Raw genomic sequence first — 13,795 nt, forward strand, 5'->3', positions numbered from 1 at the left:
ATGAAGCCGGCCTGTAGCGGCACCAAATCATATGAAACAGTTGCATAACAAAAAGCTCCGGATCCCTTGATCCGGAGCTTTTTTCTGTATTGTGTGCAAGTTTTTTACAATTTGATGGAGATGTATTTGGTTTCAAGGAATGCATCGAGGCCTTCCTGTCCGCCTTCACGGCCGACGCCGCTTTCTTTCATTCCGCCAAATGGTGCTTGTGCTGTCGAAGGGAGGCCATCATTCCAGCCGACGATGCCGTATTCCAGATTCTCGGCAACGAAAGTTCCACGTGACATGCTTTCAGTGAAGAAATAAGAAGCCAGTCCGAAGCGCGTATCGTTTGCGAGCTTAACCGCTTCTTCATCGGTTTTAAAGCTCATGATTGGCGCAACTGGCCCAAAAGTTTCTTCATTCATGACCAGCATATCTTCTGTAGCATCCACGAGAACAGTCGGGTTGTAGAAGTAAGCATCGTTATCCGTCTGGCCGTCACCCCCGACTAGTACTTTCGCGCCTTTATCGACGGCGTCTTTTACGTGGCGCTCTACTTTTTCGTAGCCATCTTTGTCGACGAGCGGGCCGATATCGACTCCGTCTTCGAGGCCATTACCGACTTTCAATTGGCTGGCTGCTTGCTTCAACTTCTCGGAAAATTCATCGACGATTCCTTCTTGGACGTAAATGCGGTTGCCGCATACACAAGTCTGCCCGGCGTTGCGGAATTTTGACGCCATGACGCCTTCGACCGCTTTGTCGATATCTGCATCATCGAGAACGATGATCGGCGCATGCCCGCCAAGTTCCAACGACAGGTTCAACATCGTATCGGCGCCTTGCTTCATCAATTCCTTGCCGATTTCAGTCGAGCCGGTGAAAGTCAATTTGCGAACTGATGGATGGCTCGTAAACACTTTGCCGATTTGTGAGGCGCTGCCGGTCACCAGATTGACGACGCCTTTCGGGAATCCGGCTTCTTCCGCGAGCTCAAATATGCGGACCGCTGTGAGTGGAGTCATCTTCGCCGGTTTCGAGACGAAAGTGCAGCCGGCTGCAAGTGCTGGCGCCATTTTCCGTGCCATCATGGCTGCAGGGAAATTCCAAGGGGTAATAGATGCGACAACGCCTACTGGCTGTTTATTGATTTGGATGCGTTTGCCATCTTTGCTCGCAGGGATGGTCCGGCCATAAACGCGTTTGCCTTCTTCCGCGAACCACGATATGAACGATGCGGAATATTCCACTTCACCGATCGCTTCTTTTAGCGGCTTGCCCATTTCCTTCGTCAGGATTTCCCCGACTTCTTCTTTATGCTCCAATAAAAGATCATGCCATTTCATCAATAATTCTGCGCGTTCATAAGCCGTTGTCTTCGACCAGGAAGGAAATGCCGCAGCGGCAGCTTCAACTGCTTCAGTCGCTTCCGTTTCGCCGCCATTAGGGACTGTTCCTACTTGTTCGCCGGTCGCCGGGTTCATGACTTTAATGGAATCATTTCCTTTATCCGTCCATTCACCATTTATATAATGTTTGCCGTTCATTCAAACTCCTCCTTAAATTATGCTTCTTGTAGTCAATACCTCAGCTTGAAAATGTCTAAACTTGCGCAGGGGGATGGCTGGCACTTGAAACATTCAATAAAAAATAAATAATGGACTCAAAAAGTTCACGTCTTAAGAAATACGCAATATATCACTATTGGTTGCGCTTACATTTAAATGAACGTTTATTCAATTTAAAGTTATTTCAAAATAGTCTATAAATTTTATTTCCGAACTCGAAATTCTGTGCTACTATTGCTTAAAACTAATAAGCTTCTGAAAAAACCTGTTTTCGTATAATGTTTTGAAGCTGAGAGAGGAATGAACACTATGCCCCAAATGTTAGCCTTGGCCATTATGGCTTTCATCCTGTTTATCGGAGAACTGATCTCCATTCGCACCAAAGCTTGGATTCCATCGATTTTCGTCAGTGGGGTATTGTTTTTAATTGGCTATTGGACATTCTTCCCGGAAGATATCGTAACCATCGGGGGGATCCCGCCGGTCGTCGCCACCTTGCTGATTTATTTGCTAATCACGAATATGGGGACTTTGTTGTCGCTGGATGAACTGAAAAAGCAGTGGCGCACCATTTTGATCGCCTTGTCTGGAATCTTAGGAATTGTCGTCTTCTTGCTTGCGATCGGGACCTTGTTGTTTGATTTCCAGACGGTCATCGTAGCCATCCCGCCACTCGTAGGTGGATTGGTATCAGCGCTAATTATGTCGGAAGGGGCGACAGCTGCAGGGCTTCCGACGCTCGCCGTGTTCGCCATCGTCATTTATGTTATCCAAGGATTTGCAGGCTATCCGCTGACTTCTGTCATGTTGAAAAGAGAAGGCCGCAACTTGCTCCAGAAATACCGCAATAATGAACTGCCGGATTACGCACCTTTGGCAGCAGGAACGGCTGAAGAAAAAGTCCAGGACGAAAAACCGAAGCTGTTTGCGGCCTTGCCGGAGAAATACAATACCGATTTTTTCAAATTCTTCCGTCTTGCTTTAGTCGGGTATGCTGCGTATCTGGCTTCAACATTGGCTGCGCCGATTGTGGAAATCAGCCCGTATGTATTGTGCTTATTGTTCGGGGTATTAGCGCGTTCGATCGGATTCTTGGAGCGCCACCCGCTGCAAAAGGCAAATGGCTTCGGCTTTGCGATTATGGCTTTGCTGCTATTCATCTTTGATGGGTTGAAAACGGCGACACCTCAAATGATGCTGGAAATTCTTTATCCGTTGATTGGCTGCATCATTATCGGGCTTGTCGGGATGTATATCTTTTCGTTCATCATCGGGAAGATCTTAAAAGTCAGTAAAGAAATGGCGTTCGCTTGCTCGTTGACGGCACTTTACGGATTCCCGGCAGATTATATCATCACGGTTGAAGTGATCAATGCATTGACGCAGGACGAAAAAGAACGCGAAATGCTGACTAGCCGCATGCTGCCGCCGATGCTCGTCGCTGGATTCATTACGGTCACCATCGTCTCGGTCATCTTGGCAGGAATCTTCGTCGGATTCCTGTAAACACCATTTAGGAGGGTTTTGCAGTGATACTTGAAGCGATCAAAAAAGAAATAGCAAATCATGCCGGGGAACTGGTTGATATCCGAAGAAAATTGCATAGCGAACCAGAGTTGTCTTGGGAAGAGTATGAGACAACGGAATACGTTTTTAACTATTTGACCGAACTTGGGATTGACTGCCGTAAAACCGAACCGACCGGTGTCGTTGGGGAGTTAGTTGGTGCCAAACCTGGGAAGACGGTGGCGCTGCGGGCAGATATGGACGCTTTGTCTGTCGAAGAGTTAACTTCAGATTTGCCGTACCGTTCCAAAGAACAAGGCAAAATGCACGCTTGTGGGCACGATGCCCATACAGCAATGTTGTTAATTGCTGCAAAAGCGCTTGTTTCGATCAAAGATAAGCTTGAGGGAACGGTCAGATTCTTGTTCCAGCCAGCAGAAGAAGTCGCGACAGGCGCACGGGCAATGGTCCAACAAGGCGCAATGGAAGGCGTCGATAATGTATTTGGCATGCATATCTGGTCACAAAGCCCGACTGGGATGGTGTCTTGCACAGCAGGTCCATCATTCGCGTCTGCTGATATTTTCAATATTCGATTCACTGGGCGCGGCGGGCACGGTGCCATGCCGCAAGCATGCATCGATGCATCGGTCATGGCGTCTTCGTTTGTCATGAATGTCCAGTCAATCGTTTCAAGAACAATAGACCCCCAGCAGCCCGCCGTCGTCACGGTTGGCAAAATGACGGTCGGCACACGCTTCAATGTTATTGCAGAAAATGCGCTTATTGAAGGCACGGTCCGCTGTTTCGATCCGGAAGTGCGCGACCATATCGAAAAGCAGCTCGAAGTATATGCCAGAAATACTGCCGAGCTCTATGGTGGAACTGCTGAACTCGAATACATCCGCGGCACGCAGGCGGTCATCAATGAAGCTGAAAGCGCACAGTTGGCCCGTGCAGTTGTAGCGGAAGCTTTCGGGGAAGATGTTTTGTACCATGAAGAGCCGACGATGGGTGGAGAAGATTTCTCATTCTTTTTGGACGAAGCACCAGGCTGTTTCGCATTGGTCGGAGCGGGGAATCCAGAAAAAGATACGGAGTGGGCACATCATCACGGACGGTTCAATATCGATGAAGAGGCACTTTCAACCGGTGCGGAATTGTATGCACAATACGCTTATTCTTACTTGAATAAAAAATAATCGAATCGATGGAGGGGCTTATGGGAAATAGCACATTATACGAAGACTTGATCAAGGGATACGATAAACAATTGGACCATTCAGGAGTAAGCGGGGAACGCCTCGCAAAACGCTTGCATGCCTTGTCGGAAATCGGCTATACCGAACCCGGCGGAATCAAACGGCCGGGGTTATCCGGTGAAGAAAAACAAGCTAAGCAATTGGTCAGGTCCTGGATGGAAGAGGCTGGGCTTAGCGTGAGGGAAGACGGTGCCGGAAATGTTTTCGGTTCTTTACCGGGACGTTCGTCTGGGCCGGCCATCGTGTCGGGGTCTCATGTCGACAGCGTACCTAATGGCGGCAATTTTGACGGCCCGCTTGGCGTGCTCTCTGCGCTTGAAGTGGTTGAAGCCTGGAAGTCAGTCGGTTTTGTTCCTGAAAAACCCTATGAAGTGGTGGTTTTCACTGATGAGGAAGGCTCGAGATTCAATAGCGGCCTGACCGGGAGCCGTGCGATGACGGGGGACATTACTGAACAAGAGATGAATCAGTTGCGGGATTACAACGGGGAGGGCTTGGAACAAGTTCTAAATTCTTATGGCAGCTCCCTGGATGGATTCCGCAAGTCGGTTAGGGATTTGTCGGAGCTGGAATTATTTGCAGAAGTGCATATCGAGCAAGGAAAAAAACTGGAACAAGAAAATCAGCCGGTTGGCATCGTCAGCGGAATCGCTGGCCCGGCCTGGATGGAAGTGAAATTTTCAGGTCAGGCAGGACATGCTGGCAATACGCCGATGATCGGCAGAACGGATAGTTTGGTGGCAGCGGGCGAATTCGTCAGCCGCTTGCCCGAGCTTCCCCCAGTGATCAGCGAGACGGCTGTAGCGACTGTCGGCAAGCTGGATGTATCGCCAAATGGCATTAATGTTATTCCGGAGCAGGTCGTGTTGCATGTCGATGCGCGCGACATCTATAAAGAACCGCGCGACCAACTCGTGGAGCGCATTCGAAGTCTGGCAGAAGAAGTAGCTGACAAGCACGGGGTTACTGTTTCACTCCAGCAAAATACGAGCATCACTCCTGTGCCGATCTCAGAGGAATTGCAGCAGGAAATTTCGGGGATACTGCAAGAACAAGGAATCGAGCCGGTGCGGATACCGAGCGGTGCGGGCCATGACGCCATGATCGTCGGACGTCATATTCCGGTTGCGATGCTGTTTGTCCGCAGCAAAGACGGCATCAGCCACAATCCTAAAGAGTGGTCGTCCTTGTCTGATTGTGTTCACGGGGTTCACGCTTTAAAAGCATTTATCGAATCGAGAATGGCAAAATCATAAGCAATTTTTTCGGAAGACAGAGGAGATGCCTCTGTCTTTTTTTGCGCAAATAGATTTGAAAAATATGGATGTAGAGATCCTTATTATGGAATTATCAGGTTAAATTGATATAGAGTGTATATTTACCGGTAAATCGGGTATATAGAATGCAAGCAATGATATTACAACCTGTACGGAGGTGATGAACGTGAAAGCAGTTGAGAATAATGCTTCTAACAATGCGCGCCCGTTTTCCGAAGAGAAAATCTTGAAGGAATGCCGTCATTATTTTTCATCTGAAACTGCTCGCACAGCAGAAATCGCTGAAAGATTCATGGAGTACTTCATTAGGAATGCTTCGTCGGAAGGTGTACTTTTCAAGACGATTAAAGAAATCACCCACGACTTGAATATTTCTCACCAAACCTTGACCAAAGTCCTGAAACGGCTCGAGGAAGAAGAGATTATCTATAGAAGAAACGGTATCATCGGTTTGTGGCAGGAATAATTTTAGCGATCTGAAGAATCAGCTTAGCAAAGACTGGCGGATATTCCGCCGGTCTTTTTCTTGTGGCTGTATTTTTGAAGTAGGTACAAAAAGCCTAGTCCACCGAAAAAGACATTTTTCATTAAAGTGAACATATAAGACTATTTTATTCGTATTTAAATTAAATGTTAAGACAGATACAGTCTATTTACTTATATTTATTAAGAATTTTTATGAAAATACGCTTAAAAGTGTAGAATGAACCAACAAAGTGTGATATAAAGGTACTAGAATAATCTGAATTTTTAGATAGGAAGTTCGATAATGTCTTAGTGAGGAGGATGGGGAATGGGGAAACAACTAATTGGGCGCCGGCTGTTAGCGTGCGTCAGCAGGAATTTTGTGCTGGTAGCCGGTACAACTGTATCAACGGTCTTTGCCGTATGGCTCGTGTCGGTCTTTATTTACGAGCCCGAATACATGGCGACAAGCCAAGTGTTTGTCGAACCGCTTACATCCGAGACTATTCATGGGGAGACTTTAGCCACATCCGATTATCAAACTTTGGAAGCCTACCAAGTTTTGGCGAAAAGCCCTGCTGTGCTGTCCCAGGTGCTTGAACGTACAGGTAGCGAGTATTCGATGGCAGATCTTCATCATCGCATAGCCATCAACCGGCCGGAAAACTCACAAGTCCTTAATATCGTTGTCTCGGCTGGGGAAAAAAATGAAGCTGCTAAAATAGCAAATGCCATAGCTTTCAGCTTGCAAGAAGAAGTGAAGCATCTGTTGAAAGTGGACAACGTGAGCGTCATCTTGAAAGCCGGCACTTCACAAAATGCGCTTGAAGAGAATAGCAGTTTGAGTATCCTGTTATCGTTAGCGGCAATTGCAGGCTTGGTGGCGGGAATCCTGCTAAGCCTGACATTTGAGTTATTCGGTTTTGTTAGACGATATGCTCAATTTGGAAGAAGAAAGAACGCACATTTACAGACCGTCTTCAAATAAGCAGTAGTTAAAGCAGGGGTGAGAGTATGTATAAGCTGGTTTCCATCCAAGAGCATATCAAATGGCAGGAAATACTTGATGCCTTAGACATACAGGATATTTACTACACGACGCAATACTTTCTGAGTGCCCTTAAATTGGATCCTGGAGAAGCTTACCTCTTTTATTTTCGATGCGAAGACGGGGAAGTGGCATACCCTTTCATCAAAAGAAAAGTGAACGAAGAAATGCCGCAGTATTATGATATTGCGACACCGTTTGGTTATGGTGGGCCGGTGCTGAACATACGATCCGACAGCGCATCGCTAGTAGCCAATTTCAGGAAGGAATTCACCGATTTCTGTGAAAACGAACAGATTGTAGCTGAGTTCATCCGGTTTCACCCTTCCCGGGGAAATGCAGAGTTCTTCAAAAACTATATGCAACTATTGCCCTTATATGAAACTTATTCGATTGATTTGAAAAAGTGGCAAAATCCTTTTGTGCAAGGTAAACCAACTTCACCTGAAGTGGAGGTTCGAAAGTTAGGGACTGTCCGCCATATGTTCGAATTTCTTGTCCTTTATTACTCGAATGCCCGAAGACGGGAAGAGGCTGATAGTTATTATTTTTTTACCAATGACTATTTTGAAGCCTTAGTCAGCACGCTCGGCCCAAACCTTCATTTGTTCGGAGCGTATAGAGAAGAAAAATTGGTATCCGCCTGCTATGTCTTGGCGATGGGCAAGACTGTTCATTTTCACTTAGAAGGCAATTTACCAGAGGGGAAAAAGCACAAGGCGGATCATGAATTACTGGCTAAAGTTGCTGAATGGGGGTTGGATAATTATTATGAAGAGTTCCATTTAGGAGGAAGCTTGGACAGTGAATTGGGAGATGCGAAACGGGCGATTGCCAATATGCAGCCATCCACTTTCTTTATCGGCAGGTACATCCATAAACAAAAGATATACGACCAATTCATTTCTTTGGACGATGAAGACATCATCCGACGCTACCGCAATATTTGAAACGTACTCAAAAAATACAGGGGGGTATACTAAATGAGATATACGCAATATAAAGGGGTAGTGGAACGGGAATATAAGAAATCGTTGCGCAAAATCATGTACGAATTATGCGTTGTGGAAGAAATGGATTCTGTAAATGGGGCGCTGCGCCTCGGCGTGGCGAAAACCATCTTCGAATACTGGCGCAATTTCTACCGATACGATGATCACCAGCGCTTATTCGACGAGAAAGTACAGGAGCTTGACAAAATGCACTTTCTTTACGTAAATGAAGGAAAGAAGAAAACTCCTCAACAACCGTTAAAATACGCTGATGAATCCAGTTTGGATGGTTTCAAGGAACAAGTGGAAAAAATGGGTGCTTATTATCGTCAAGTGCATGCCGAAAGCGATGGATTGGCTGTGGAAGCTTCCAATTTGCCCTTGATTGAATTTGTAGAAGACTTGATTCAACGATATGAGGAAGGCGAGTTGCTTGAGGAAATCAAGAAACATTCACAGAATGCCAAAAAGGGGTAGTTATTAAGCAATGCAGCCATTTACAAAGAAAGCGATCGAGGTCATGAAAAGCATACCGAAAGGAAAAGTGATGTCTTACGGGCAAGTAGCCAGTACAGCTGGAAGCCCTCGTTCTGCCCGTCAAGTGGCAAGAATCCTCCACAGTATGAGTGAAACGCAAGATATTCCGTGGCACAGAATCGTCAATGCGAAAGGTGAAATTGCCATAAAAGACGGAGAAGGACGGTTCACCCAAAAGTTGCTTTTGGAAGAAGAAGGACTTTGTTTTGAGGAAGAAGGAAAAGTAGCTTTAAGCCGCTATCAACATTTCCCTGATCTGTAAGCAAGAAAATGTAAGTTTATCTTACGTCTTATAAAGGGTATAAACCTGCATCGACTAATTTTTGTTGCAGAAATGGGGAATTATAGTGGCTACAGAAAACAAACCGGTTATTGGAATTACGGCTCGTGTCGAAGAGGATCAAATGTATTCGTTAGATCCTGTCTACGCAAATGCCATCCTACAGGCAGGGGGATTGCCTTTGATTGTCCCGATTGTGGACGAGGAAGATATTCCGCTGCTTTGCGAACGGTTGGATGGATTGATTGTAACAGGAGGCGGGGACATCAACCCGAATATTTATGGGGAAGAGCCTCATGTCCGTCTAGGTGCAGTTTATCCAGGCAGCGACAAATACGAAGCTGAACTCATCTTAAATTTCCTGAAATTGGATAAGCCATTTATTGGAATGTGCCGGGGTATGCAAATGTTCAACGTAGCGTTTGGTGGTACCGTCTATCAAGATCTGGAATCCCAATACGAAGGTACGCTTTACCAGCACAAGCAAATGGCAATGCGGACCCACCGTACGCATTCCGTGAAATTAGAAGAAGACAGCTTGCTTTATAAAATCATGAAAGAAAAAGAGTTTCATGTGAATTCTTTCCATCACCAAGGGGTTAAAGATGTGGCGGAAGGGCTGGAAGTGGCAGCCCGTGCAGCAGACGGACTTGTAGAAGCATTGCAGAGCCCGAACCATCAGTTTGCGATGGGCATCCAATGGCATCCTGAAGAGTTTGCGCTGCAAGGCGATGAAGCTTCACGCAATATTTTCTCGTACTTCGTCAATGAATGCCTAATTGATAAAAAACAGAATCAATGAGAACTGACGCTGGGGGCTGTCCCAGCGTTTTTCTTATGAAACAATTAAAAACCCGCCCTCCGTATTGGAAGAGCGGGTTAAAAATGTAATGATTAAATTTTATGCTTTCGGGTTAACGGACCAAGGCTCAGGGATACGAGACTTGACAGCGAATTGGTCTTTGACTGACCAAGGCTCAGGGATACGAGACTTAACAGCAAATTGGTCTTTGACTGACCAAGGTTCAGGGATACGAGACTTAACAGCGAATTGGTCTTCGACAGACCAAGGTTCAGGGATACGAGACTTAACAGCAAATTGGTCTTTGACTGACCAAGGTTCAGGGATACGAGACTTAACAGCGAATTGGTCTTCGACAGACCAAGGTTCAGGGATACGAGACTTAACAGCAAATTGGTCTTGGTCTTCGACAGACCAAGGTTCAGGGATACGAGACTTAACAGCAAATTGGTCTTCGACTGACGAAAATTCAGGATTATGAGACTGAACCACTAGATCGTTGGAAGAGTTTGGGGCAATAACACTTGGCAAAGTACTTATTACAAAAGTAGATACTAATAAGAAAAACATGCTTTTTTTCATTATATTCTCACTCCTAACTAATATTAAGGACTGCTTTGTAAGCATCCTTTGATTTTTCTAACATAATAGCTGATTCTTTGTATCGGCTTTGTCTAAAGTATATTTTACCCAAATATCCAAAATAGTATCCTAAATCATGAAAACTGTTTGATTCTTCAAAAGTCTTTATTAGCTCTTTAAGTAAAATATTTTCAAACTCTGTTTCATTTCCCTCAAGTAAATAAGTTAGAGCAATGAATTCCATATAAACGTTTCTGAAAGAAGAGTTCGCTGGTGAATTTAAAGCTATATCTTTTGCTTTAATTTTTTTTGATCCAGCTTCAATAGCTTCTTTAGCCTTAACTTTATCATTGATTTCTAAATAACTTCTGATCAGCAAACAGTATGTGGAAACGCAATCAGCTAAGTATTCGTCTGGGATGTATTTTAAAGCGTTATTCAAATGAAGAATTGCTTCTTCGTATTGTTGATATATAAAATTTGAAAATCCCACATTGTATTCGGTGGTGAATTTTAGAATGTCAATATCTAATTTACTGCCTATAGTTAAAGCATTCTTATGGTGTTCAAGAGATAGCTTGTAGTTGCCAAAGTGTTCGTGAGTAATCGCAATATTCAAATGGCACTCTACGATCCGTTTAGGTACAAACTCTTGTTGATAAATTTTTAAAGCTAATTCTGAATATTTGTAGGCTAACTCATGTTCTTCGCACTGATTGCTTGAGATGCCAATAGAATAGTATAGATCTCCTATTTCAGCGGCGGATATAGACTTTGGAGCAATTTTTTCAGCGATTAAGTATATTTTCAACGCATTCTCGTAATCATTCAAAATATAATTATAGTTGCCATTATATTTGTGGTACAGATAATACTGTTCTTGATCCATAAATTCCTTGAACCGGTCCATCTCTTTAATTTTCTTTTCTGCGCTTTCCAAGTCACCCGTGATAATAAAATAGCGGATTTGTTGGATATCGAATTCAAGTTCGACGTCTTCGTCTGCGCGCAGGAGAGGGTGGTTGCAAATGTCAGCGTAATGCTCCATGATTTTGCCTTTGTTCTGAGGATGGAGCAATGAGTTTTTAAAGTTTTTCACTAGCACTTTGCCAATTGGGTTGTCTTTGGCAGCCAGCGGGATTTCGAGTTTTTTACATAATGCTTCCAAATCTTTTAGCGATGGTTCTTTCAAACCAGCTTCAATTTTTTTTAGATCTTTTGGAGAGAAAATGCCTGATGCAGTTTCTTCCATGCTGAGCCGTTTTTTCAGCCGATGATATTTCAGTCGCATTCCAGTGTCCATGTCCGCTCTCCTTTCCGTTTGCATGGGCAGTACTTCAATCATCCATGTAGGAGAGTTTTCCTCCGCTTGGGCAGGCGGCCCTGACAAGCGTATATCCGATAGATTGTTTAGTACGATAATTACCGCCTCCACATTCACATTTTACTTTAATTACATATATTAAATCTATGATAGCATCAATTTTCAAAATAAACTGCTTTTTTATTTCGGTAACTCCTGTTTTGAGAAAAAAGGTAAAAAGTGCCTAACAGCTAAAATAATAGCCAAATCATTACAGTATTTGGACTTACTACTAGTCCTTTTGTTCTATCGGAATAATTTCATGAAAGTTTAGACAAAGTGCAATGAAGGGTAAGGAAGAATAATGCGACAGCCAAATCAATCAAACGGGGGTATTATTATGAACTCATCAAATAAAAAAGTACTTGGAATCGTTTATTCTCAGGAAGATTTTGACCGTAAACTTAGCCAACTCAATGAACAAGGGTATTCCGCAAATGAAATTCATGCGGTGGCTGAACATACGGATCAACTAAACGACCATCAAGTAGAAGTGGAAAAAGCCGGGTCTTTCGGGAATAAAATGAAGAGTTTCGTCACAGGAAAAAGCGCAGTTAAGGAATCTATTGATTCACTTGGCTTATCGGAAGCAGAAGCGCAGCGGTATACAGAAGATGTCGCTAAAGGCGGAATCCTGCTGTATGTAGAAGACGAAAGAAAAGGGATCATCGATGCGGTGAAGGAATCGGAAGGTGCACCCGAACGTGAACCGACTGATGCAGAACGCCGTCAGTATATCCAGTCCGTCGATAATAATTATGATGAACAGGAAGACCGTTTCGCACGTGGCGAGACTTTCTTGCAAGATCCGACATTAGTGAAAGACGAGCGCCACGTATCATTTACGACACAAGAGAAACCGGAAGTCGAAAAAGCACGGGGCGGCACAAGCAAAACAGAAGCACAAAGCACCAACGATAAAAAATATAAGTGATATGTTGGCCCCGGTCGTTTGAAGATCGGGGCTTTATTATATCCTATGAAGATAGCTTAAGATTCCGAAATATATTATATAGAAGGATTGAAATGTTTTAGTACCGATAAAGTACGGGTAAACAGAAAGCAATACAAGTTAAATCAGGAGGTTTTATAAATGGTACAGACAAACCGTCAATTTGAAATTGTTTATTCACAGGATGAAATGGAACGAGCTTTGGAAGCATTGATCTCAAAAGGCTATCGCAATGAGGATATCCATGTGCTTGCAAACGATAAAAACTTGGTGAATGAAGCCCATGACCGTTATGGTGTGGATTCGCATAAAGCCAACTCTTTCGGGAACCGCATCAAAACCCTGTTGACAGGAGAAGACAAAGCCCGCGCTAAATTGGATGAATTTGGCGTAGATCGTGACACAGCTGACCATTATGAGCGCGAAATCGAACGCGGTGCGGTCCTTTTGTATACGGATGGTGCACCTAGCGGGAATGCAGAAACTGAACATTTCTCTTCACATTCTGACGACAACACCCCTATGGACCTGGAGGCCGAGGGGCGCAATACAGCATTTGCGCCGTTTGGCCGCGATGTTGAACGGGACGGTAGAATGCATGATGATGAAAAGCTCATCGACAAAGACATCCAAAAGCATGAAGGGGGCCACGATACGGGCGTTGAAGGCATCTACACAACCGATGCTACGCGCGAACAGACGAATAAATCCCAATTGCATAGCAAATCCCAGGATTCCCGTTTGAAAGGTGCTGAAATTCACCCGACCAGCGACCGTGAAAAGCCGTCGGAAGCTGAAAAGCCATCTGAAAAGCGCATGGAGCATGAGCCGAAACTGGGAGACCAAGACGGTGAAAAGGAATTGAACCGGGAAGATGGGGTGAACCGCCGGCAAGATGAACCTTCTCCGGGAGTGGATCCAAATCTTGGGCCAGCGCCGTTCGGCCGTGATTCAGAAGAAGAGCATCTAGCTGATACAGAGCGCCGTGACGATTTTGAATCTACGAAAAATCCTAGAGATGCGGATGATTTCCATAAAAATGTAGAGAAAAAGACCGGTACGCCACCGACGCCGCGTTTATTCTAAAAATAGAAGAAGGCCGGAGAAATGTTATATTTCTCCGGCCTTTTTGTTGTCTGCATTTATTTTTTGTGGGTGCTGCGCGCAATGATGATGCCT

Annotated in this window: 14 protein-coding genes; 11 read left to right on the plus strand and 3 right to left on the minus strand. The window is 44.7% G+C overall.

Features of this window, described 5'->3' with window-relative positions; genetic code table 11:
• Positions 1–104: 104 nt before the first annotated feature.
• Positions 105–1,529 (minus strand): NAD-dependent succinate-semialdehyde dehydrogenase, encoded by a 1,425-nt coding sequence (locus tag ON064_RS12850; protein WP_274625075.1) that lies wholly within the window; start codon positions 1,527–1,529, stop codon positions 105–107.
• Between the two features lie 330 nt (positions 1,530–1,859).
• Here ON064_RS12850 and ON064_RS12855 point away from each other — a divergent pair, with 330 nt between their 5' ends.
• From ON064_RS12855 to ON064_RS12895, 9 genes are all read left to right on the plus strand, one after another.
• Complete coding sequence (locus ON064_RS12855; protein ID WP_274625076.1) at positions 1,860–3,056, plus strand: hypothetical protein; 1,197 nt, start codon at positions 1,860–1,862, stop codon at positions 3,054–3,056.
• 23 nt (positions 3,057–3,079) lie between these two features.
• Positions 3,080–4,258 (plus strand): amidohydrolase, encoded by a 1,179-nt coding sequence (locus ON064_RS12860; RefSeq protein WP_274625077.1) that lies wholly within the window; start codon positions 3,080–3,082, stop codon positions 4,256–4,258.
• A 20-nt stretch (positions 4,259–4,278) separates the two neighbouring features.
• Positions 4,279–5,574 carry a Zn-dependent hydrolase gene (locus tag ON064_RS12865; protein ID WP_274625078.1) on the plus strand — a complete coding sequence of 432 codons (1,296 nt, stop codon included), beginning with the start codon at positions 4,279–4,281 and terminating at the stop codon, positions 5,572–5,574.
• A gap of 181 nt (positions 5,575–5,755) precedes the next feature.
• Entirely contained in the window at positions 5,756–6,061 is a 306-nt protein-coding gene (locus tag ON064_RS12870; RefSeq protein ID WP_101190726.1) for a MarR family transcriptional regulator, read from the plus strand.
• Between the two features lie 327 nt (positions 6,062–6,388).
• Complete coding sequence (locus ON064_RS12875; RefSeq protein WP_274625079.1) at positions 6,389–7,048, plus strand: YveK family protein; 660 nt, start codon at positions 6,389–6,391, stop codon at positions 7,046–7,048.
• 26 nt (positions 7,049–7,074) lie between these two features.
• Positions 7,075–8,058 (plus strand): GNAT family N-acetyltransferase, encoded by a 984-nt coding sequence (locus ON064_RS12880; RefSeq protein ID WP_274625080.1) that lies wholly within the window; start codon positions 7,075–7,077, stop codon positions 8,056–8,058.
• A 33-nt stretch (positions 8,059–8,091) separates the two neighbouring features.
• The gene (locus tag ON064_RS12885) at positions 8,092–8,577 is read left to right on the plus strand and encodes a hypothetical protein (protein WP_274625081.1); all 486 of its coding nucleotides are present in this window, start codon (positions 8,092–8,094) and stop codon (positions 8,575–8,577) included.
• Positions 8,578–8,587: 10 nt separating this feature from the next.
• A complete protein-coding gene (locus ON064_RS12890; protein WP_274625082.1) occupies positions 8,588–8,899 on the plus strand; it encodes an MGMT family protein in 312 nt (103 codons plus the stop codon).
• 85 nt (positions 8,900–8,984) lie between these two features.
• A complete protein-coding gene (locus ON064_RS12895) occupies positions 8,985–9,719 on the plus strand; it encodes a gamma-glutamyl-gamma-aminobutyrate hydrolase family protein (RefSeq protein ID WP_274625083.1) in 735 nt (244 codons plus the stop codon).
• 99 nt (positions 9,720–9,818) lie between these two features.
• Here ON064_RS12895 and ON064_RS12900 read toward each other — a convergent pair whose 3' ends face one another.
• Complete coding sequence (locus ON064_RS12900; protein WP_274625084.1) at positions 9,819–10,301, minus strand: hypothetical protein; 483 nt, start codon at positions 10,299–10,301, stop codon at positions 9,819–9,821.
• Positions 10,302–10,314: 13 nt separating this feature from the next.
• Positions 10,315–11,604, minus strand: a complete 1,290-nt coding sequence (locus ON064_RS12905; RefSeq protein ID WP_274625085.1) for a helix-turn-helix transcriptional regulator — start codon at positions 11,602–11,604, stop codon at positions 10,315–10,317.
• 400 nt (positions 11,605–12,004) lie between these two features.
• Here ON064_RS12905 and ON064_RS12910 point away from each other — a divergent pair, with 400 nt between their 5' ends.
• The gene (locus ON064_RS12910) at positions 12,005–12,598 is read left to right on the plus strand and encodes a general stress protein (RefSeq protein WP_274625086.1); all 594 of its coding nucleotides are present in this window, start codon (positions 12,005–12,007) and stop codon (positions 12,596–12,598) included.
• Between the two features lie 159 nt (positions 12,599–12,757).
• Positions 12,758–13,702 carry a YflT domain-containing protein gene (locus tag ON064_RS12915; RefSeq protein WP_274625087.1) on the plus strand — a complete coding sequence of 315 codons (945 nt, stop codon included), beginning with the start codon at positions 12,758–12,760 and terminating at the stop codon, positions 13,700–13,702.
• Positions 13,703–13,795: the final 93 nt, after the last annotated feature.

This window comes from Planococcus sp. A6 (genome assembly GCF_028823615.1).
GTDB lineage: Bacteria > Bacillota > Bacilli > Bacillales_A > Planococcaceae > Planococcus.

Coding starts and splice junctions, on each gene's coding strand:
- ON064_RS12850 (WP_274625075.1), bottom strand. CDS start 1,529: ATGAACGGCAAACATTATATAAATGGTGAATGGACGGATAAAGGAAAT.
- ON064_RS12855 (WP_274625076.1), top strand. CDS start 1,860: ATGCCCCAAATGTTAGCCTTGGCCATTATGGCTTTCATCCTGTTTATC.
- ON064_RS12865 (WP_274625078.1), top strand. CDS start 4,279: ATGGGAAATAGCACATTATACGAAGACTTGATCAAGGGATACGATAAA.
- ON064_RS12870 (WP_101190726.1), top strand. CDS start 5,756: ATGAACGTGAAAGCAGTTGAGAATAATGCTTCTAACAATGCGCGCCCG.
- ON064_RS12875 (WP_274625079.1), top strand. CDS start 6,389: ATGGGGAAACAACTAATTGGGCGCCGGCTGTTAGCGTGCGTCAGCAGG.
- ON064_RS12880 (WP_274625080.1), top strand. CDS start 7,075: ATGTATAAGCTGGTTTCCATCCAAGAGCATATCAAATGGCAGGAAATA.
- ON064_RS12885 (WP_274625081.1), top strand. CDS start 8,092: ATGAGATATACGCAATATAAAGGGGTAGTGGAACGGGAATATAAGAAA.
- ON064_RS12890 (WP_274625082.1), top strand. CDS start 8,588: ATGCAGCCATTTACAAAGAAAGCGATCGAGGTCATGAAAAGCATACCG.
- ON064_RS12900 (WP_274625084.1), bottom strand. CDS start 10,301: ATGAAAAAAAGCATGTTTTTCTTATTAGTATCTACTTTTGTAATAAGT.
- ON064_RS12905 (WP_274625085.1), bottom strand. CDS start 11,604: ATGGACACTGGAATGCGACTGAAATATCATCGGCTGAAAAAACGGCTC.
- ON064_RS12910 (WP_274625086.1), top strand. CDS start 12,005: ATGAACTCATCAAATAAAAAAGTACTTGGAATCGTTTATTCTCAGGAA.
- ON064_RS12915 (WP_274625087.1), top strand. CDS start 12,758: ATGGTACAGACAAACCGTCAATTTGAAATTGTTTATTCACAGGATGAA.